The sequence below is a fragment of the Polynucleobacter sp. MWH-Creno-3A4 genome (genome assembly GCF_018881885.1).
Lineage (GTDB): Bacteria > Pseudomonadota > Gammaproteobacteria > Burkholderiales > Burkholderiaceae > Polynucleobacter.
This window is the reverse complement of sequence record NZ_JACXSA010000002.1, coordinates 1-21,084: the sequence shown is the minus strand read 5'-3', so window position 1 is coordinate 21,084 and position 21,084 is coordinate 1. Positions and strand designations below refer to the sequence as shown.

The following is a 21,084-nucleotide window of genomic DNA, read 5'->3' as shown; positions in this document are numbered from 1 at the left end:
AAAATTTGCCAACCAAATACATTGGTTGGCATCGTATGAATTACCGAGAGATTACTTTGCAGGTGCCTGACCTAAAGGCGGCGGTAAATTACCAGCATATTTATACAGCTGGGTCTCATACTCTTTCAAGATCTCAGCCAAGGCTTGTTGTTGACCCAATACCAATGCTGCAGGGGTATTGTCTTTCAGAGCAATACGCTTGGTATAGCTATTAGCACCGATCAAGGGATTATTTTTACCGCCATATTCAACGGTTAAGAAAAATTCCATACTCACAACAGCCTCGGGCTTAACGCGATAGTCGCCATAGAAATCATTGACAGTGACCTGCAAGCTATAGAAAGGAAAGAAGGCATTTCCTTGTCCAACCGCTGCTGAAAAAATATTGGCTTTGTTGAGCCACTGTCTCTCGGCGTTGCCAATCATCTCTGATGGGATCGCTGAATACACGTTATAGAAATCTTTTTCATAACGTTGATCACCTAAGCGATACACCAAAGACCTTCCATCAAATGGAGGTGCAACACTGACAGTGCCAATTTTTAACCAGAATGGGGTACGTGCTGTTAAAGGTGCTCCGGTGCGCTCGGGCATCACCATCCAGCTAGTTGGGGTCACCGGAGCGCGGGTTGGCAATGAGCATGCCATCAAGCCTGCAGAAAGGATGCCCCAGAATAAATATTTAATCATTTAGATGCTCCTGTCTGTCCTTGGGTACCGTTCGAAGGAAGTACGATCTTGGGAGGTGGCTCACCCCAAATCAAGCTTGCAGGTGACTGACTAGCAATCCGGGTCAGTTCGTTGAGCTGCTCGCTGGTTTGCTTGAGGTTCTCGATCGTATATTGAGTATCGCCCTGCATACTGGTAATCGTTTGACGTAAGGCCACCATCGAACCCACCAACTCTCGCATCAATACATTCAACTCATCATTATCAGTAACTTTCGCAAGGCGGCCGAGAATGACATTCATATTCTGAACAGAAACCGCTAAACCTTGATTACCCTTGCCATCTCCAGCCATGATGGTATTCAGATTAACTAGGAGTTGATCAAACTTTTGAGTGGTGCTATCAAGATCTATACCATTGAGTGTGGAAATAAACTTCTGGAGGCCAGAGAGAATTTCATCCGCCTGATTGGGCATTGAGGGAATCACTGGATACTCAGACTTCCAGTTGAACACCAGCGCTGGCGTGAGGTTTGCGGGTGCCACAAAATCAAACTCGACATAGTTCACGCCCGTAATACCCATGGACTTTACCCTGGCGCGCAAATTATTCGCAACAAACTCTTGGATTTGGTCTGGGCTCACCTTATCACCATAAATTTGCATCCGCACAACGACGTATTGGCGACGCTCATTGAAAGGAACATCCCTTTCATAGATATCGCCCGATAAGCCAATCAAGGTAACCTGACCAATTTTGACGCCCCTAAAGCGCACATCCGCACCCGTATCTAAACCAGTAACCGATTGCTTGATATAGGTTTCCACCATGAAGGATTTTTGAAAGATTTTTCCCCCTCCAAAAATCAATATCACAGCAATCAGTACGGCAATTGCTGCGAGCACAAAAACACCTAAGCGAAAATAATTGGGATTTGAGTTAGCGCTCATGCTACGTCCTTGCTCATAATGCGATTAAAGAATTGATGCACCCTAGGATCCGTACTGGTATCCCGTAATACCTTAGGATCGCCTTCGGCAATAATGCCTTTAGCACCCTTGTCCAACATAATGACTTTGTCAGCAATCGCGTAAATACTGGCAAGCTCATGCGACACGATCACAAAAGTAATGCCTAAATTTTTAGATAGGTCCTGGATAGTGCTATCGAGATCAGCGGAGGTAATTGGATCTAAGCCTGCAGACGGTTCATCCAGAAAGAGGATTTTGGGATCCAATGCCATTGCCCGAGCAATTGCAGCCCGCTTTTGCATACCGCCACTAATCTCGCTCGGCATGTAGGATTCATAAGGTAACAACCCTACGAGATCCAACTTGCAACGTGCCAATAAATCCATTTGGGTTTGGGTTAAATTGGTGTATTCCTGCATGAAGAGTGTCACGTTATCCAAAAGATTCATGGAGCCAAATAATGCGCCTTGCTGATACATCACACCAAAACTGGTCATGATCTTCTGACGTGCAGCACCTTGGGCTTTAGTGATGTTTTGACCTTCGATCAAGACATCACCAGACAGGGGCTGATAGAGACCAAAGAGGTTCTTTAATAAGCTTGATTTACCGCAACCTGAGCCACCCAAGATCACAAAGATTTCTCCGTTATTCACTGAGAAATTGAGATCCTTCATCAAAATATTTGAACCATAACCCACAGTGAGGTTTTGGACATCAATGGCGTAGGTGGAATTATTTGGCGCGTCCATTAGAAGCCAGTCTTGTAAGAAATAAAGGCGAAAATACCGTCAACCAAAACAATCATCACGATACTGCTCACTACCGCACGCGTTGCGGAGATACCCACCGCAGCTGCGCCGGTGCCTGTCTGCATACCACGCAAGCAGCCCATTGCTGAAATGACAATACCAAACAGCGTGGCTTTAATAAGACCTGAACAGACATCTTCCACAGTCACTGCGGACAACATACCGTTATAGAAATTCACAAAAGGAATGCCATAAATCAACATGGTGAGCATCGATGCAATCACGCTCACAATATCGGCATACAAAGTCAAAATCGGCGCAACCAAAATACCAGCCAGTACTCTTGGCACGACCAGAAAACGGATCGGGCTTAATCCTCCGGTTACCAGAGCATCAACCTCACTATTAACTGTCATGGTGCCAATCTCTGCTGCAAAAGCCGCAGAAGATCGACCTGCAAGCAAGATGGCGGTAATCAAAGGCCCCATCTCTCGCACAATTCCTAATGCGGCCAATGGGCCCACAAAGGAAACTGCGCCAAATTGCTGCATACCAATAGCAGCCTGGAAAGAGAGAATCACACCAATCAAGAAGGCCACTAAGCCCACAATTGGCAAAGCGGCAATACCCGCTTGAACGGCTGCATTGACGAAATCACCCCAACGCACTTCATTTGGGTGGCGCAAAGACCAAAATAGATCTGCTGATAGATGACCGGTAAATGAGACTAAACCCCGCGTGTCATCAATTAAGTTCTGCGCTGCCATGCCGGTACTCACCACAAAACTTCTTTGAGGTTTGACTACCGGAACTGGGAACAAATTCGCAATAGGGTCAAACTCTTTAAGCAGAGGTTGATAGCGAGGATCTAACCCGACAATCGAAAATGTTCCACCAGCAGCTTGCTGCATTTTTTCAAGATCGATCAGAAAAGCAATTCCAGCACCATCAAATGAAGAAATGGCTGTGGCATCAAAAATGAGATTGTGTTGACCAGCAGTCTTTAACCACGCATCTTGTTGTTGACGAATCTGGGTCCAGACATCTGCAAGGGTGTAGACATCCACTCTGCCGGTAATGACCACTTTTGCATTTTCAGAGTTGGACTGCTCCCACTTCGCTATCGAAGTTTTTCCAGTAGAAGAGTCAGGAGTCATTGGCATCATTAAACAAGTGGCTGGTTCGTGGTTTTGATACTACAGGATTGTTACAGCATAAGCCTAGAAAAGTGCCCTAAAAATAGTGCCTTAGAGCTCAAATTGAGAACCTTCCGAATATAAGGGATCTTCATGAAAGGCTAAAGAAAAATGAAAAGGGCCCAGTTTTTCAACTAGGCCCCATATGGGATGGTGCGGCTGGCAGGAATTGAACCCACGACCCCTTGGTTCGTAGCCAAGTACTCTATCCAGCTGAGCTACAGCCGCAACATCCATAATTATGCCATGGAAGAGAAAAACTACATCACCCCTGCCGGCCACGAACGTATCAAAACCGAGCTTCTACAGCTTCTGAACCTTGATCGGCCTGAGATTGTGAAGGTGGTTCACTGGGCAGCCTCCAATGGCGATCGCTCAGAAAATGGCGACTACATTTATGGAAAAAAGCGCTTGCGGGAGATTGATCGCCGTATTCGCTTTCTAAACAAGCGCCTGGAATTCGCGGTGGTTGTCGATAATTCGGCCAGAAAATCGGGTGATGCTGATGCAGAGCAAGTCTTCTTTGGGGCAACGGTGCGTTACTCAGCACTGAGTGGTCCGGAAGTCGGAAAAGAGACCACCATCACAATTGTAGGGGTTGACGAGGTAGATTTAGATAAGGGCCATGTCAGTTGGGTATCGCCAATTGCTAAGGCACTGATCAAGTCGCGCTTGGGTGATTGTGTCGTAATCCAAACGCCCACAGGACCTTGTGAGATTGAAATCTTAGATGTGCAATATCTTTAGGAGGTGCGTATGCGCGTTACGCGTAATACGTCATGATTGGTGCGTAAGCTACGCATCACTTTAGAGAGATGCAGACGATCGTAGACCTGGATAGTGAAACGAATCATGACTGAGTCTTCTTTGTAGCGATCTTCCATCGAGACATTCATGATGTTGGAATCTGCTGCTGTGACACTGCTAGCAACCCGCGCCAAAACACCCTTGCCTTGACGAGTATCAATTGCTAAATCGACTTCAAATTCACGATGAACATCTTTACTCCACTCAACCTCGACCCACTTATCGCCATCTTTGGAGAGCATCCTTAAGGCTACCGGGCAATCATTGGTGTGGACTTGTAGACCTTCGCCCTTACCCAAATAGCCAATGATGTTGTCCCCGGGAATCGGATGACAGCAGGTCTGGAAGTGAATGGAATTACCTTCGCGCCCATCCACCAAAATCGCTTGACGTTGATGGTGATGCTGATGGACTTCGGGGGGCGATACCATCCAGTCTGCCGCGCCCAGACGCATCTGCTCTGTACCGCCCTCATCATCAATCAGAATTTTGAGGCGAATCGCCAACTCTTGTGGTGAACGACGCCCTAGGGCAATATTGACGCAGGCTTCCTCGCGGGTTTTATCCCCAGTCCAGTGCATGAGTTTTTCCCAAATATCGGGGGTCAGTAAGGCTGCATCGACCCCCTGCTGGCGCAAACTATTTGCTAATAAACGCTCGCCCAATTGCAGTGATTCTGAGTAATGCTTAGTCTTTAAGGAATGGCGAATCGATGCGCGTGCTTTACCGGTGCGCACAAAAGCTAACCAACCCGGATTCGGCTGGGAGTTTGCAGAGGTTACTACTTCAATAATGTCGCCATTTTTTAGCTCACTGCGCAATGGCAATTGCAAACCATTGATCTTGACGGCAACGCAGGTATTGCCCAGGTCGCTATGAATGGAGTATGCAAAATCTAAAGCGGTAGCGCCACGCGGTAATGCCCGAATTTGACCTTTAGGTGTAAAGACATAAACCGCATCTGGGAATAAATCAATCTTGACGTGCTCTAAAAACTCTTGAGAGTCACCACTACTATCCTGAATATCAATCAAGGACTGCAGCCATTGGTGAGCACGATTTTGGACTTCGCTCATATCTGGAGAGCCATCCTTATAGGCCCAGTGCGCTGCAACCCCAGCCTCCGCTACAGCATGCATGTCCTTGGTACGAATCTGAAACTCGACCGGCACACCTGAAGGCCCCAAGAGAGTCGTATGCAAGGATTGGTAGCCGTTGAGCTTTGGAATCGCAATGTAATCCTTAAACTTGCCAGGCATCGGCTTAAAGAGTGAATGCAAAATGCCCAGCGAGCGATAGCATTCATCAATGCTATGAACTGTCACCCGAAATGCGTACACATCTAAGACTTGCGAGAAACTCACACGCTTAGTCCGCATCTTGTTATAGATGCTGTAAAGGGTCTTCTCACGGCCACGCAAATCTGCATCGAGATTGGCTTTTGCAAAGGCCATCCGTGAAGCTTGCAAAATCTTCTCAATGATCTCTTTGCGATTACCGCGCGCCCGCTTTACTGCAGTCTCAATGACCCGAAACCGCATTGGCATGGAGTAACGAAAACTCAAGTCCTGCAAGTCGCGGTAAATAATGTTCAAGCCCAGGCGGTGAGCAATTGGGGCATAGATCTCGATTGTCTCGGCAGCTACCCTACGGCGTTTCTCCATCGGCACCGCATCGAGGGTGCGCATATTGTGCGTGCGGTCTGCTAGTTTGACGAGAATGACGCGAACATCGCGCGCCATCGCCATAAACATTTTGCGAAAGCTCTCAGCTTGCGCTTCAGCATGACTTTGAAACTCGAGCTTATCGAGTTTGGTGAGACCTTCAACTAGCTCAGCAACTTTAGCGCCAAACTTCTCAACCAAGTCTGCCTTGCTACAGCCGGTATCCTCAATCACGTCATGCAATAAGGCAGCCATGATGGAAGGTGCATCTAGACGCCAGGTAGCACAGAGCTCAGCAACCGCTACTGGATGGGTAATGTAAGGTTCGCCACTATGGCGGTACTGACCTAAGTGCGCAGTATCTGAAAACTGAAACGCTTTCTTGATCTGCGTAATCTCCTCAGGCTTGAGATATGTCAGCTTAGCCAGCAAACCTTCAATCGAGACAACTTGGTGCTTTAAGGGAAGATTGGGTGCTGAGGTAGGTCCAAATAAATGACGGCTCGACTGCGCGAGTAGACTCGCCAAAATCGATTTTTTACCACTGTCTTTGCTAGATTGAATTGCTGTATCTGAAGGTGTACTTAATAGATCAGCTTGACTTGCTACTACCGGAGTCTCTTTGGACGAGACCCCGCCTACTAATTCCGATGTTTTGCGAATGCCTAAAGGGAGCTCCACACCGGAACTCCTAAATTACAAAGGTACTTTGGTCAACATGTCACGGTCGGTAACGCCAGCAGCAACTTCACGTAATGCAACAACTGTGGCTTTGTCTCTGGACTCAACACGTGGGGAGTGACCTTGAACCAATTGGCGAGCGCGATAAGTCGCAGCCAAAACCAGTTCAAAACGATTGGGGATAGTTTTAAGGCAATCTTCTACAGTAATACGGGCCATCCTGAACTCACTTAAATTTAGCTTCAATACCTATAGGATAACTGATTAGACCCCGAGCCGCCTTAAAAGGGCTGGATTTCTGGCCATGCTGGGCCCAGAACGCAGGCGGCTAGCAGCCAAAATGTGCTTTAGATCCACCAGGGCCTGTTCAAAAGAATCATTGACCACGATATAGTCCGCCTCATGCGCATGTAATAACTCCACATGGGCTGCTGCCAGGCGCTTTTGAATAGTCGCCTCATCATCCTGACCACGATGACGCAAGCGTTGCTCTAAAGCCTCAATCGACGGGGGAAAAATAAAGATCCATTGGGCCGCAGGAATCAAGTTCCGAATTTGTTGCGCGCCCTGCCAGTCAATTTCCAATAAGACATCACTGCCCGCTTGCATTTGAGATTCGATCCACGGTTTCGAGGTGCCATAAAAATTGCCATGTACCTGCGCCCACTCTAAATAATGTCCTTGATCTCGTTCAGCCAGGAAGTCTTCTTGAGAGAGAAAGCGATAATCTTTGCCATCTACCTCTCCCGGTCTCGGTGCACGGGTTGTGGTGGATAAAGACAACTTGATTCCGGCATCATCTTGCAGCAAAGCATTCACTAAAGAGGATTTGCCTGCACCGGATGGCGCAACAATCATCAACATGCTGCCTTGATAAGATGGGTTTTGACTAGCGCTTGTCATGGGAAGATTTTACGGACTATTCTAGGTTCTGAACTTGTTCACGCATCTGCTCAATAAAGAGCTTGAGCTCTAGGGCTGCTTGGGTACATTCTTCTGAGACTGACTTTGAACTCAGCGTATTGGCTTCCCGATTGAGCTCTTGCATCAGAAAATCTAAACGTTTACCCACTGGCCCTTTACCTGCCAATGCAGTATCGACTGCTTGTAGGTGTGTCTTGAGGCGAGCGAACTCTTCGGCAACATCAATACGCACTGCATACAGAACTACCTCTTGACGAATGCGCTCCATCAACTCTGCGCCCGCTTTAGCCTGCTCTTGAGCAGCTAAGGCTTCAGACAAACGTTCTGTGAGCTTTTCTTGATACTGAGCCACATACTGTGGCACCTTAGGCTCAATGGTTTTCACAATCTCACGCATCTGAGTGGTGATATGGTTTAAGACGCCAACCAAGGCCTTGCCTTCAGCGTGACGACTTTCTAATAAGACGGCTAGAGCAGCCTTACCCGCTTCAATCGTGGCGGCCACCCAACCCTCTTCCTCACCGCGCGGTTCAGATACGATTCCAGGCCAGCGCAAAATCTCACCCATTCTTAATTCTGGAGCATTAGGAAAGCTCAATTGGGCTTTTTCTTGAAGTGTATAGAGGGCATCTAGACGATCTTGATTCAAAGTACCCAGGGAATGGGGATTGGCTGTCGCAGCACCGCTATTGTTATTGTTACTGCTATTGATACGCCAGGCAGCCCGAAACTCTACTTTGCCCCGAGATAGGCTTTGAGTGACGAGTTCCCGAAGTGCAGGCTCAGCGCCCCGGCATTCATCGGGCAGACGAAAGCCCAGATCCAGAAAGCGGCTGTTCACAGCCCGACATTCCACCTGCAGATCAGCAACTACACCCGCTCCTAGGGAGACTTGGCGAGAAGCGCTGCCATAACCAGTCATGCTCGATATCATATGGACATTGTAGATTCTTTATAGCCCACCAGACGAAATACAGGACAAATCCATGAGTAGCCCAAATTCAAGCACTGTCACCCGCCCAAGCGGCCGCAAACCGAAAGACTTGCGCCCCGTCACGATTACGCGCTCCTTTACCAAGCATGCGGAAGGCTCTGTTCTGATTGCCTTTGGCGACACTAAGGTGCTATGCACTGCCAGTATCTTGGATAAGGTACCCCCTCATAAAAGAGGCTCCGGAGAGGGTTGGGTTACCGCCGAGTACGGCATGCTCCCCCGCTCTACTCACACCCGCAGTGATCGTGAAGCTGCAAGAGGCAAACAGTCTGGTCGTACACAAGAAATCCAACGCCTCATTGGCCGTGCCATGCGTAGCATCTTTAATCTCGAAATTTTGGGTGAGCGCACCATTCATTTAGATTGTGATGTCTTGCAAGCAGATGGTGGCACTCGCACCGCTTCTATCACTGGCGCTTATGTTGCCGCTAGAGATGCTGTGAACCAACTACTCAAAAGTGGTGCCTTGGCACAAGACCCCATCATCGATAGCGTTGCAGCCATCTCCGTTGGGATTTATCAAGGGACTCCGGTACTCGATTTGGATTATCCAGAAGATTCTTCTTGCGACACTGATATGAATGTCGTGATGACTGGTAAAGGTGGAATGATTGAGGTGCAAGGCACCGCTGAAGGCGTTGCCTTCTCCAGGGCAGAGCTGACTGCCCTACTGGATTTGGCAGAGCATGGAATTACTGAACTCACTCAATTACAAATGGATGCTTTGCGCTAAGGAGTATGCAAAAGCTTGTACTCGCCTCTAATAATGCTGGCAAGGTCAAAGAGTTTCAGGCGCTCTTGGCGCCCTTGAACTTTGAAGTTATTACTCAGGGATCTCTCAATATCTCTGCAGCAGAGGAACCACATCACACCTTTGTGGAGAATGCCTTAGCGAAAGCACGCCATGCCAGTGCTGCCAGTGGGCTCCCCGCTTTAGCAGATGATTCCGGAATATGCGTTCATGCATTAGATGGGCGCCCAGGCGTTCACTCTGCTCGCTTTGCTGGTGAACCCGCAAATGATGCTGCCAATAATCAAAAGCTCATTGCTGAGTTACGAAGCAAAACCGATCGCAGTGCCCACTATGTCTGCGCGCTTGTATTTGTCAAAAGCGCCGATGATCCACAGCCCCTCATTGTGGAAACGCAGTGGCATGGAGTGATTGTGGAAGAGCCAAAAGGCACTTACGGCTTTGGCTATGATCCTCACTTTTATATACCGGAACAGAATAAGACCGCTGCAGAACTTGATCCAACAGAAAAAAATGTCATCAGTCATCGCGGCCAAGCCTTGCGTCAACTGATTCAGCAATTGCAGACTCGTGCTTAATGGCTGCGCTCAATCAACCCTCCCTCGCTGCATTGCCACCCCTGGCTTTGTATATTCACTTTCCGTGGTGTGAAAAGAAATGTCCTTATTGCGACTTCAATTCTCATCAGATAAAAGAGGGTAAATCGGGATTTGATGAACAGCGTTATATCAATGCCTTAATTGCTGATCTCGAAACAGAAATCCCCAACACTTGGGGTCGCCAAGTCCACAGCATCTTTATTGGCGGGGGCACACCGAGTTTGCTCTCGGTGGTAGGTATGGATCAACTCCTTTGCGCAGTGCGTGCCCGGATAAACTTGGAACCCGGCGCTGAAATTACGATGGAAGCCAATCCCGGTTCTGTTGAAGTAGAAAAACTAGCAGGCTTTGCTAAAGCAGGCATCAATCGCATTTCTTTAGGAATCCAGAGCTTTCAAGATGAGCAACTCAAAGCCTTGGGTCGTATCCACAATGGTGAGCAAGCCAAAACGGCTGTGCAGATCGCTTTGAATCACTTTAAATCCGTGAATCTAGATCTAATGTATGGCTTACCCAATCAAAGTCTTGAGTCAGCAAAAGCCGATTTAGAGACGGCCCTGTCATTTCAGGCTCCCCACCTCTCCTTGTATAACCTCACACTTGAACCCAATACCTACTTTGCCAACTTTCCACCAAAGTTGCCAACTGATGATGAGATTGATGCCATCTTTGAGCAGAACTTAGAGTTACTGACTAAAGCGGGATACAAACGCTATGAAGTATCGGCCTATGCTCAGAAAGATCAAGAGTGCAAACACAATCTCAATTACTGGCGCTTTGGAGATTACATTGGGATTGGCGCAGGTGCCCATGGGAAAATTTCGTATCCAGGAAAAATTACTCGGCAAGTGCGCGAGCGCCATCCTGAAACCTATATGCAAGCGATGGAAACTAAAGGCAATGCCTTGATTGAGCAAAGAGATATTGATGCTCAAGATCTCCCTTTTGAATTTATGCTCAACGCCCTGCGCTTGAGTGATGGTGTTGATACCAGCACTTTTAGTGAGCGCACCGGTTTACCACTCAGCGTGATTAGCAAAGGGCTTGATGAAGCCAGCAAAAAAGGTTTGCTAGATGAGAACCCCAGCAAACTCAAGCCAACCGCATTAGGCCTGCGCTATCTCAATAATCTGCAAGAAATGTTTTTAACTTAGCTGGTGAATCCGTAACGCGGGCTTACTTGCTAACTTGCTTGCTAACTTCATTGAAAACTTACTTGCCGGTCCAGATGGGTGGCTCACCCTTTAAAAATGCAGCCACGCCATTTTTAAAGTCATTACTACCATACGTTTCACGTATCAGATCTTTGCAATCGGGTAATTGACTAGTAATGATTCTGGCCATGGCGAGCTTGCTGGCTTTTTGTGTGATGGGGGCTAGTTTTGCTAAGCGCTGTGCCAAAGCATCAGCTTCTTTGCCGAGCTGATCTGCTTCATAGGTCGCTAGCAAATATCCCTGTGTTTGTAATTCCTTAGCAGGAATCATTTCCGCTAACAGCAGCATGCGCCGTACGATATTCATATTCAGATGCGCTACCAGCCAGGCAATATTGCCGGGATAGAGGCAATTGCCTAGGGTTCTAGCGATAGGAACGCCGAACTTGGCATCGGGTGTTGAAATCCGAAAGTCACAACAAGTGGCAATTGCTAAACCACCACCGACTGCCATGCCATCAATCACAGCAATGGTTGGAATGGGTAGCATCGCCAATGGATTTAAATAGTCATGAATTGCCTCTTCATAGCGAACGCCATCTTCACCATCTTTAAAGCTGGAAAATTGCGCAATATCGCTACCAGAGACAAACGATTTGCCACCAGCACCCCGAAAGATCGCTACCCGAATGTTCGGATTCTTAGCCAGATCCAAGCAAATGGATTTAAGACTTTCATACATACCAACCGTCATGGCATTACGTGCTGCCACATGATCAAAAGTAATGTGCGCAATCTTATCGCGCACTTCAAGACTAACTTGAGCCACTGGGGATGCTGGTGTGTCCAAATCTTTTGATGTCATCAACTCTACTTATTCTGCTTTGATGTTCAAGCTCTTGACCAAACGCTGATACTTCGCCAGTTCTGCATTTAAGAACAAACTAAATGCTGCAGGCGTCGCAGGTCCTTCTGGTTGTAGACCCTGGGCATCTAGGGTCTTTTTGATTTGGGGATCAGCCATCGCCATTTTGACTGCATGGTCAATCTTATTCACCACTGCAGGGTCCATACCCTTTGGCCCCATGACGGAATACCAGTTGGTGACATCAAAACCCACAATCCCCACTTCACTAAACGTGGGTACATTTGGCAGAATTGGTAAGCGTTTTGGCGTCGAGATTGCCAAGGCTTTTAAGCTTCCTTCTTTAATTTGCTGAAGGTTTGGTGGCAAGGTATCAAAATTCATCGTGATCTGCCCACCCAGCAAATCAATAATGGCTTGACCGCTGCCTTTATAGGGAACGTGATTGAGTTGGATGCCAGCGATTTTGGCAAACAAGGCGCCTGCTAAATGTTGAGTGCTACCGATACCAGAAGAGCCATAAGTCATTTGACCAGGATTCGCTTTAGCCAATGCAATCAATTGCGCTACAGAGTTCACTGGTAGAGATGCTTTAACAACTAGTACATTGGGTACATAACCTAAATAGGTAATCGGTGTGAAATCTGTTGCAGGGTTGTATTGCACATTAGTCAATACAAAGGGTGCAATCGCATTGGAATTCGAGTGCCCAACTAACAAGGTATAGCCATCTGGATTGGCTTTAGCCACGATGTCTGCACCAATAGTGCCTGCTGCACCAGACTTGTTCTCAACAATGATGCTTTGGCCCAAAATCTCGCCCATTTTGGGAGCGAGGGCGCGAGCCACAATATCAGTACCCCCACCAGGAGCAAACCCCACGATTAAACGAATTGGTTTGGTGGGATACGCTTGTTGCGCGATTGACAAAAATGAGGTGCCAGCCAAGGCCAGCGCAATCAGTCCACGCAACATGAACTTAGGTGATTTGTGCAGCATACAGTCTCCAAATATTGTTTTAATTGTGTTTGATACTATTAGACATTCATTCTAAACATATAAAAACCATCGAGACAATGACGAAAACACCTATAAAAGAGGGTTCTAGACCCCTTCCCTTATCTGGGGTCCGAGTGCTGGATGTCAGCCAGGTGATGGCAGGTCCCTACTGCTGCATGCTGCTAGCGGACTTGGGTGCAGATGTCATCAAAATCGAGCCGCCCGGTACCGGTGATCAAACTCGGGGCGCTATGGGTTTCAAGATGAAAGGCTCTGACAGCATGGGCTTTTTAAATATGAACCGCAACAAGCGCAGCGTAACGCTCAACCTGAAAACCGAAGCCGGCAAGAAAGTCTTCTTTGAATTAGTAAAGACTGCGGACATCCTAGTTGAAAACTACCGCCCGGGTGTCATGAAAAAATTGGGAATTGATTATCCTTCCTTGCAATCGATGAATCCCGGCTTGGTCTACGCCAGCATTTCTGGATTTGGTCAAACAGGCCCCTGGGCTGATCGCCCTGGCTTTGATCTTATGGCACAAGCGATGTCAGGTGTGATGAGTGTGACTGGCTATCCTGATGGCCCGCCAGTTAAAGCAGGCGTTCCAGTAGCCGACATAGGTTGCGCGCTATTTGCAGTCTACGGAATTTTGTCTGCTTATATTGGCAAGACTAAAACTGGTGAAGGTCAATTTATTGATGCTTCTTTATTTGATTCTGCCTTGGCATTTTCCATTTGGGATACCGCACAGTACTGGGGTACTGGCGTTGAGCCCTATAAGCTGGGTACCGCAAACCACATGAGTGCACCTTACCAGGCCATGAAAGCCTCTGATGGTTACTTTGTGATGGGTGCTACTAATCAAAAGCTGTGGAAACTCCTGTGCGAAAAAATTGCGCGTCCTGAATTATTTGAAGATGCACGCTTTAAAACCAATCCACTACGCTTAGCCAATCGTTTAGAACTTGCAGCGGAATTAGAAAAAACATTTACAAGCAAATCTTGCGAAGAATGGGTTGATGATCTACTGGCGGCAGGTATTCCGGCGGGCCCTATTAATACTTATCCAGAAGCATTTGATAGCGAGCATGGACGCCATCGCAAGATGCGCATGGAGATTGACCATCCGATTGAAGGCAGTGTTCCCAATATTGGTTTTGCCGTCAAGCTGATGGGTACACCACAACAAGTTCGTAAGCATCCACCACTACTGGGCGAGCATACTAGTGAAGTATTGAGTGAACTCGGTATCGCAGGTGATGAACTCAAGGCTCTTGAGGCTGGCGGTGCGTTTGCACCGGAAAGACAATAATTAGAGCTGATGGCGGAAGAGGTGAGATTCGAACTCACGGAGGACTTTCATCCTCGCCAGTTTTCAAGACTGGTGCATTCAACCGCTCTGCCACTCTTCCATTTGTGTGAATCTCGGTTGGATCCAAGCCCTAGATTATAGAGAACTTTTGGTTTTCTCTTGCGAAATCCCAGTATTTTCAGTGTTTTACGGGTTTTGACATCCCTTCTTGATAAAATCCGCTCATGTCTTCTAGACCAGAAAATCTGTCCGATACCGCCCTTTTGAGCACCCATTCTGCGGTAGACATGGTGCTCGATACCGCTTACCAAAATATCAGTGCAGCGCAGTGGCAAGACCTATTCTCATTTGCGCGCAAATCCCAGTTAGAGCAATTTATTGCCGATCTGTTTGCAGGCAAGCATATTAATCAGAGTGAGGATCGCCCTGCACTACATTCTGCCCTACGCAATCTGTCTAAATCACCAGTAGTACTAGATGGCCAAGATGTCATGCCCGCTGTTACAGAGGTCTGGCGCCGTATACAGGCTCTTTGTAACCAATGGGTAGGCGTGACTGATGTAATCCATATTGGTATTGGTGGATCCGACTTCGGCCCCCGACTAGCCATTGAAGCTTTAGCCCATGTCCCTGGCATTGAGAGTCGCGGCATGCGCATGCACTTTTTAGCCAATATTGATACCGCTGAATTAGCACGCATTCTGGATCGTGCTCTGCCGCATAGCACCCGGGTCGTAATTGTTTCGAAGTCTTTTACCACCTTAGAAACTACGATGAATGCCAAGGCTGTAGTGTCTTGGCTCAAAGCTTCGGGCTGCACTAAGAGTCAAATTGCTAAATCCTTATTTGCAGTGACGGCAAATGTCCCTGCTGCTCAAGCATTTGGTGTTGAAGAAGATCATATTTTTCCGTTCTGGGATTGGGTTGGTGGCCGTTATTCAGTTTGGTCTGCAGTTGGCTTACCCATTGCCTTGCAATACGGCTTTAAAACCTTTGAAGAATTTTTAGCGGGTGCCCATGCAATGGATTTGCATTTTAAGAATGCGCCACTCGAGCAAAATATTCCCGTCATCATGGCCTTGGCTTTATTGCATCAACAAGAAACTCATGACATCAAGGCTTATGCTGCCATACCGTACGCTGATGCTCTGGACTGGTTTCCAAAATGGTTACAACAGTTAGATATGGAGAGCAATGGCAAGTCGGTTGATCGCAATGGCAAGCCAGTAAAACACTCCTCACCAGTAGTCTTTGGTAGCGCAGGTAGCAATGCCCAGCACTCCTACTTCCAGCTTTTGCACCAAGGCACTGATGTTGTGCCGATTGACTTCATCGCGGTTCGCAAGCCTATGAGTGATCGACCTGAGGCGCTTGCCCACCACCGCATTTTGCTATCAAACTGCTTAGCGCAGGCACAGGCATTGGCGCATGGTAAACAAGCCGATAACCCAAATGATGTGTATCCCGGTAATCGCCCTAGCAACCTACTGCTCTTACCAGGGCTCAATGCCTTCTATTTAGGTGCACTACTTGCTCTTTATGAAAACCGTACCGCCAGCTTGGGAGCGCTGTGGAATATCAATAGCTTTGATCAACCTGGCGTTGAATACGGCAAAGTACTTGCTAAACCCATCGAGAAAGCTCTGCTGGATGGCACGCCTGTTGTAGCAAATGACAATATTGATGCCGTCACAGCTGCGCGTATTAATTTATTGAACTCTTAGGATCCTCTGTGCAACTATCCCCCTCTATTTTCAAAGCCTATGACATTCGCGGGATTATTGATGAGACCTTAGATCCATCCATTGCCAAGTTTATTGGTCAGGCTTTTGGTACGGAGATGCGTGAGCTAGGTGAAACCGAGATTGTCATTGGTCGTGATGGTCGCCTATCTGGCCCCTCCTTAATAGAGGCTTTAACTGAAGGCTTACTCTCTACTGGCATTAATGTAATTGATCTAGGTATGGTTGCCACCCCGATGGTCTACTTTGCTGCCAATCAAGAAATCCATGGCAAGAAACCCAAGTCTGGGATCATGATTACCGGCAGCCACAATCCACCGAACTACAACGGCTTCAAGATGGTGTTGGGCGGCGCTGCAATTTATGGTGAGCAGATTCAGGCTCTGCGTAAGCGTATTGAAGCTAAGCAGTTTTCTAGCGGTCAAGGTACACGTAGCACCTTTGATATTTTCCCAATGTACTTAGAGCGTATTGTGAGCGATGTTAAGTTAGCTCGCCCCTTGAAGATTGCTGTCGATTGCGGCAATGGTGTTGGTGGCGCTTTTGCTGGTCAATTATTTCGAGCGCTGGGCTGTGAAGTACAAGAACTCTTTTGTGAGGTGGATGGCCACTTTCCCAATCATCACCCCGATCCTGCGCACATTGAGAACTTGCAAGATCTCATTAAGAACCTACAGACTACCGATAATGAGCTCGGCCTTGCCTTTGATGGTGATGCAGATCGCTTGGGTGTAGTCACTAAAGATGGTCAGGTGATTTTCCCAGACCGTCAAATGATGCTGTTTGCTAAAGATGTGCTCTCCAGAAATCCTGGTGGTCAAATTATTTATGATGTGAAATGCACTCGCAATCTAGCAACTTGGGTCAAACAACATGGCGGCGAGCCATTGATGTGGAAAACAGGTCACTCTTTGGTAAAAGCCAAGCTCAAAGAAACTGGCGCACCCCTTGCCGGCGAAATGTCTGGTCACATCTTCTTTAAAGACCGTTGGTTTGGTTTTGATGATGGTCTCTATACCGGCGCTCGTTTATTAGAAATCCTCTCTAAAGAGAAAGATCCTAATCAGACGCTCAATGATTTACCAAATGCGATCTGCACACCAGAATTGCAACTGGCTTGCGCTGAAGGCGAACCATTTGCCTTGCTAGAAACTATTAAAGCAAATGCCAAGTTCCCTACTTCTGAATCCATCAACACGATTGATGGTGTGCGCGTTGAATATGCCGATGGCTTTGGTTTGGCTAGACCTTCAAACACCACTCCAGTGGTGGTGATGCGCTTTGAGGCTGATAGTGATGAGGCAATTGCAAGAATTCAGGCGGAGTTTAAGGCTGTATTGTTGGCTGCTAAGCCAGATGCCAAGCTGCCGTTTTAAGCTTGGTTGCAGCACTTAATCTTCCCCACAATTAGTCTCACCCTTCTCATCTGCGCTACAAATAGTAGTAGACCCTGCCTTATTAACTAAGGTATTTCCCTTTTTCGTAGATGACGTAACAGTTGATCGAGCCGCCAGCGCAACCTCCTCCGGAGAGGAGACGCTAACCACGCCGGACATCAATCTAGCATCAACCGTCATTTGCACTTGATCTGCATGGTAATCGATGGCTTCACGCAACATGGCACCATCGACACCCGGAACATATGTAGCGCGTACTAAGACTGTGGGAGCATTCGGCGGCGCAACATAACCCAAGGCATCACCAAGGACTGGGGCTGACCACTGATCGCTAGCAGTGCCTGTATTGGGATTACCTGCATAGTTAGTGGGACCGTTAATTGCTAGTGAAGCCATATTACCGTTATACAAATTGAGTTGTGAGGCTCCGCCACTAGAGGCATGGGTTGGTAACATAAATGTGATTGCGGAACCTGGGTCGTAGACTGAGAATGTCACCTGGCCTCCTGTAGCTAAGGCAGAAGCAGTCATTCCTGCAGTGCTATAGGTCTGATCTGAGTAGGTATTGGCGCCACCAACTAAAGTGATGCTACCAACATACTGACTTGAGCTGCTTGCTGGAACTGAAGTTTGGTTAATAGCAGTTTGTGCATTTAAGCTATACAAGGGCTGATATGCACCAACCGGCTGATTAAAGGCAATCGCTGGCGGATTAATCGCTGCATCAGCCAGATTTTGAGAAATAGCCGCCACCAATAAGGTATGGGTATTGCTGGTCACATCATTCACGGCACCAGCAAAAGTAATGCTTGGATCTATAGAAATTAAAGTTCTGACGTAAATCGGATTAGTGTTTAGATACTTAATTGAGCTCGTTAGAGTTCCACGGGTATATTCAAAATAAGGGCGATAGTCATTAAATAACCAGCCAGCAGTAGCGGTTCTACCTAGATAACTTGCATCGCCAATGAAAACACTACCGGTGTATTGCTGGGATGTGGCCGTTAATACATCAGCCAAGATATAGATTTTTCCGCCAGTGATATTCAACGAATTAATTGGCGTCACTGAGCTTATGCTATCGCCCAAGGTTACCGTGCCAGTACCAGCATTAACTGTTAACGCCTGAGTCTTCGCAATAGCGCCATCAATACTTCCTAAGAAATTGATATTGGTATTTTGAGAGTTGAGAGTGACAGATGCTCCTAAGGTCAGATTGCCGTAAGATTGAGATCCAATAGTACTAATGCTACTTAACAAGGTTAGAGGGCCTGTGGAAGTCAGCGCAGGCAAGGTAACTCCAGTAGTTGCAAATGATCCACCAAAAGACTGTATAGATCCACCAGCAATAGCATTACTTGAGCCTGCAATGAGAGATGATCCAGCGTTCAGGATGGTGCCACCTGTATAGGAGTTATTTCCAGTCAACGTCAATGTCGCTGTATTAGATACTGTCACAATTCCACTTCCACTAATTGGCATGCCAATTGATGTAGCGCCTGGTAAATTGAAAGTTAAATTGCCGTTATCGAGCGCCGATGATGTCACCGGCATACCAACAGCAGCGTCATAAATGACATTCGTACCAACCGGAATAATCACGTTAGCAACGTTTGGAGTTCCGCCGCTTGGTCCGAAACTTGACTGCGTAGGAACGGCTCCAGTATTACTTGTGCCTGTAGTGGTCCAGTTTGCAGGATTTGACCAGTTACCGCCATTTGGACCGCTATAAGTTACAGAAGAAAGCTGAGTAATGCTTCCGTTGGCAGGTCCGTTAACCCCACTGCCACTACCGTCACCTGAGGCAACATATACCGCACCACCTGTTACGCTATAGTTTGCAGCATCAGTGCCAGATCCAGAGAAAGAAACTCCTACGGTGTAGCCAAGTCCAGTACCCACATTTTGCGTACTAAATGTACCTGTTGCCTTTGCTTGGACCGCATCACCACTGACAAATGCTCCTGCACCAGTAGTGAGAGTGAGGTTATTCATGGCTATTGAACCATCGTAGACTTTAGTCACGCCTGAAATGCCTAAATCAGCAAAGCTAAGAACCTTAGGCGTGACATTTACCATGCCCATCACCACCAATCCGTTAGTGAAGTTTCCGCCGGTGGTAGTTTGGTTTGTGACGCTAATGCCCTTAGCAATTTGATTGACAATGTTGTAGTTTCCAATATTGATATTTCCAGAACTGCTCAAAATGGAGTTTGGCGCCACGCTGCTTGGGGTCAAGTTAAATTGAGCACTGGTTCCCAAGTTGTCATTAACTGTGATGACGTTGCCTGAAACAGTGACCGGTAGGTTGTTCAAATAGACCGGATTTTGATTGGCATCATATACAAAATAAGCTGCGGTTGCACCGCTATAGTTTTGTGCCGTACCGTAAACAGAACTCACCAAACCAACCTTAACTACCAACTGGTTAGCAGGAGAAATGGTGTAGTTGGCAGGTTGGAATAGAATTTCATAGTTATTGGACGTCAAGCCGCCAGCCTGCAGCACGCCCGCGTGAGTACCCAAAGTGTCATTACCGATATCTGAGCGACTGATCGTGAGGGTTCCAGTTAGCGCACCACTGTTGGCTGAGTCTGAATTCTTAAATCCTGAGAAGGAAACTCCCGCATAACCACCCACGCAACCAGTTCCACAATTGCTTGCTGATCCCTGCACATCAGTTTGAGAAACGAACTTGCCATCACTAATAACGCTAGCAATCAATGTTGTCTTATTAACAATCAAATTACCTGCTTGATAAGTAATGTTGTAGTTATTTGCCAGATTACTTGCCCCACTAGCAGAACTAATTAAGAGATTACCAACATAGGTACCAGCATTAATTGAACCTGAAACAGTTTGACTATTAGATCCACCCTGACCTGTCTGCGAGACATTAGTCAGAATGGTTGCACTGGATACATAGTCGCCATTAACTAGACCAACAGCATTAAATTGATTGGTTGCTTGTGACAGAACATATGCAGCACCATAAGAAGATGACTGATCCAAAGCAGAAATAGTGAGGTTTGCTCTAATTACCGTGAGAATTGCTGCAGGTGCACTGCTGCTGTTAATAACGTAATTAGGGTTACTTAGAGCCGTTGCAGTAATTGGATAGCTACCCACTGATGAAGCCGATCCAGAGCTTCCGTTATACGGTGTTGCTATTGTTACCACTGTTACGTTTGTAGTATCACCATTAATGAGACCGCTGGTTGTATAGGTTAGCGATGGCAGTAAGGATGAACCATAAACCATAGCCTGGTTAGCAATGGTCACATTCAAGACTTTAGGTGTAACAGTCATTGAGCCGTTAATATAAGTAATTGCATAGTTATTCAAGCCAATGTTTGCGGGGTTGCCGCTTGCAACGCTTGGGATGATGACATAAGCCACACCATTATTTACAGTGGCTGTTACTACACCACCGGAGCTACTTAAGTTGACTACGCCTACTGCATCACCCGTTCCAGAGACTAAACCAACCACTGCATAGCCTGTAGTGGCAAGCGCTACGCCGCTACTGTTATAGCTAACAGAATTAGTAGACGTTGTGGAATTGCCGTATACCTTGCTATCAGTAGTAGCAGTGATTGTTAATGA

The 21,084-nt window shown here is 47.1% G+C and carries 18 protein-coding genes and 2 tRNA genes; 7 read left to right on the top strand and 13 right to left on the bottom strand.

Translation table 11 applies throughout. From position 1 onward, the window contains the following. Positions 1-51 precede the first annotated feature (51 nt). From IEN92_RS07585 to IEN92_RS07565, 5 genes are all read right to left on the bottom strand, one after another. Complete coding sequence (locus IEN92_RS07585; protein WP_216162372.1) at positions 52-690, bottom strand: membrane integrity-associated transporter subunit PqiC; 639 nt, start codon at positions 688-690, stop codon at positions 52-54. After that, positions 687-1,619 (bottom strand): MlaD family protein, encoded by a 933-nt coding sequence (locus IEN92_RS07580; RefSeq protein ID WP_216162370.1) that lies wholly within the window; start codon positions 1,617-1,619, stop codon positions 687-689. The genes IEN92_RS07585 and IEN92_RS07580 overlap by 4 nt, the downstream gene beginning before the upstream one ends. Beyond that, positions 1,616-2,392: an ABC transporter ATP-binding protein gene (locus IEN92_RS07575; protein ID WP_216162367.1), complete on the bottom strand. Its 777-nt coding sequence runs from the start codon at positions 2,390-2,392 to the stop codon at positions 1,616-1,618. The genes IEN92_RS07580 and IEN92_RS07575 overlap by 4 nt, the downstream gene beginning before the upstream one ends. Next, complete coding sequence (locus IEN92_RS07570; protein ID WP_255539810.1) at positions 2,392-3,549, bottom strand: ABC transporter permease; 1,158 nt, start codon at positions 3,547-3,549, stop codon at positions 2,392-2,394. Before IEN92_RS07570 ends, IEN92_RS07575 begins: the two co-directional genes overlap by 1 nt. Positions 3,550-3,739: 190 nt before the next feature. Then, positions 3,740-3,816 (bottom strand) — tRNA-Arg (locus IEN92_RS07565). Positions 3,817-3,834: 18 nt separating this feature from the next. On the opposite strand from IEN92_RS07565, the gene greB reads away from it, so the two are divergent. After that, a complete protein-coding gene (gene greB / locus IEN92_RS07560; RefSeq protein ID WP_216162362.1) occupies positions 3,835-4,335 on the top strand; it encodes a transcription elongation factor GreB in 501 nt (166 codons plus the stop codon). On the opposite strand, the gene IEN92_RS07555 is transcribed toward greB, so the two are convergent. Genes IEN92_RS07555 through IEN92_RS07540 form a run of 4 tightly spaced genes read right to left on the bottom strand, consistent with a single transcriptional unit; the run spans position 4,332 to position 8,598 of the window. Next, the gene (locus tag IEN92_RS07555; protein WP_216162359.1) at positions 4,332-6,740 is read right to left on the bottom strand and encodes a RelA/SpoT family protein; all 2,409 of its coding nucleotides are present in this window, start codon (positions 6,738-6,740) and stop codon (positions 4,332-4,334) included. The two genes, greB and IEN92_RS07555, sit on opposite strands and share 4 nt — an antisense overlap. Before the next feature lie 15 nt (positions 6,741-6,755). Next, entirely contained in the window at positions 6,756-6,959 is a 204-nt protein-coding gene (gene rpoZ / locus IEN92_RS07550) for a DNA-directed RNA polymerase subunit omega (RefSeq protein ID WP_011902918.1), read from the bottom strand. A gap of 45 nt (positions 6,960-7,004) precedes the next feature. Further along, positions 7,005-7,643 carry a guanylate kinase gene (gmk, locus tag IEN92_RS07545; RefSeq protein ID WP_216162356.1) on the bottom strand — a complete coding sequence of 213 codons (639 nt, stop codon included), beginning with the start codon at positions 7,641-7,643 and terminating at the stop codon, positions 7,005-7,007. Between the two features lie 16 nt (positions 7,644-7,659). Then, the gene (locus IEN92_RS07540) at positions 7,660-8,598 is read right to left on the bottom strand and encodes a YicC/YloC family endoribonuclease (protein WP_216162354.1); all 939 of its coding nucleotides are present in this window, start codon (positions 8,596-8,598) and stop codon (positions 7,660-7,662) included. 52 nt (positions 8,599-8,650) lie between these two features. Here IEN92_RS07540 and rph point away from each other — a divergent pair, with 52 nt between their 5' ends. The 3 genes from rph to hemW are packed head-to-tail and all read left to right on the top strand — an operon-like array spanning position 8,651 to position 11,162. After that, positions 8,651-9,391 (top strand): ribonuclease PH, encoded by a 741-nt coding sequence (rph, locus tag IEN92_RS07535; RefSeq protein WP_215373291.1) that lies wholly within the window; start codon positions 8,651-8,653, stop codon positions 9,389-9,391. Between the two features lie 5 nt (positions 9,392-9,396). Continuing rightward, positions 9,397-9,987: an RdgB/HAM1 family non-canonical purine NTP pyrophosphatase gene (gene rdgB, locus IEN92_RS07530; protein WP_216162351.1), complete on the top strand. Its 591-nt coding sequence runs from the start codon at positions 9,397-9,399 to the stop codon at positions 9,985-9,987. Further along, entirely contained in the window at positions 9,987-11,162 is a 1,176-nt protein-coding gene (gene hemW / locus IEN92_RS07525) for a radical SAM family heme chaperone HemW (protein ID WP_216162348.1), read from the top strand. The genes rdgB and hemW overlap by 1 nt, the downstream gene beginning before the upstream one ends. Before the next feature lie 58 nt (positions 11,163-11,220). Here hemW and IEN92_RS07520 read toward each other — a convergent pair whose 3' ends face one another. Together IEN92_RS07520 and IEN92_RS07515 are read right to left on the bottom strand one after the other, a co-directional pair. After that, a complete protein-coding gene (locus IEN92_RS07520) occupies positions 11,221-12,027 on the bottom strand; it encodes an enoyl-CoA hydratase/isomerase family protein (protein ID WP_216162345.1) in 807 nt (268 codons plus the stop codon). Positions 12,028-12,036: 9 nt separating this feature from the next. Then, positions 12,037-13,026, bottom strand: coding sequence for a tripartite tricarboxylate transporter substrate binding protein (locus tag IEN92_RS07515; RefSeq protein WP_216162343.1), 990 nt, complete (start codon positions 13,024-13,026; stop codon positions 12,037-12,039). 77 nt (positions 13,027-13,103) lie between these two features. Here IEN92_RS07515 and IEN92_RS07510 point away from each other — a divergent pair, with 77 nt between their 5' ends. Continuing rightward, the gene (locus tag IEN92_RS07510) at positions 13,104-14,339 is read left to right on the top strand and encodes a CaiB/BaiF CoA-transferase family protein (protein ID WP_216162340.1); all 1,236 of its coding nucleotides are present in this window, start codon (positions 13,104-13,106) and stop codon (positions 14,337-14,339) included. A 10-nt stretch (positions 14,340-14,349) separates the two neighbouring features. On the opposite strand, the gene IEN92_RS07505 is transcribed toward IEN92_RS07510, so the two are convergent. Beyond that, positions 14,350-14,439 (bottom strand) — tRNA-Ser (locus IEN92_RS07505). A gap of 124 nt (positions 14,440-14,563) precedes the next feature. Here IEN92_RS07505 and pgi point away from each other — a divergent pair. Both pgi and IEN92_RS07495 read left to right on the top strand, forming a co-directional pair. Further along, on the top strand, positions 14,564-16,063 hold the full coding sequence (pgi, locus tag IEN92_RS07500; protein ID WP_216162337.1) for a glucose-6-phosphate isomerase: 1,500 nt from the start codon (positions 14,564-14,566) through the stop codon (positions 16,061-16,063). Positions 16,064-16,071: 8 nt separating this feature from the next. Further along, positions 16,072-17,457, top strand: coding sequence for a phosphomannomutase/phosphoglucomutase (locus IEN92_RS07495; RefSeq protein ID WP_216162334.1), 1,386 nt, complete (start codon positions 16,072-16,074; stop codon positions 17,455-17,457). A 15-nt stretch (positions 17,458-17,472) separates the two neighbouring features. Here the strand turns inward: IEN92_RS07495 and IEN92_RS07490 are convergent. Beyond that, positions 17,473-21,084: S-layer family protein (locus IEN92_RS07490; protein ID WP_216162330.1), on the bottom strand; the 3,612-nt coding region annotated here is incomplete at its 5' end.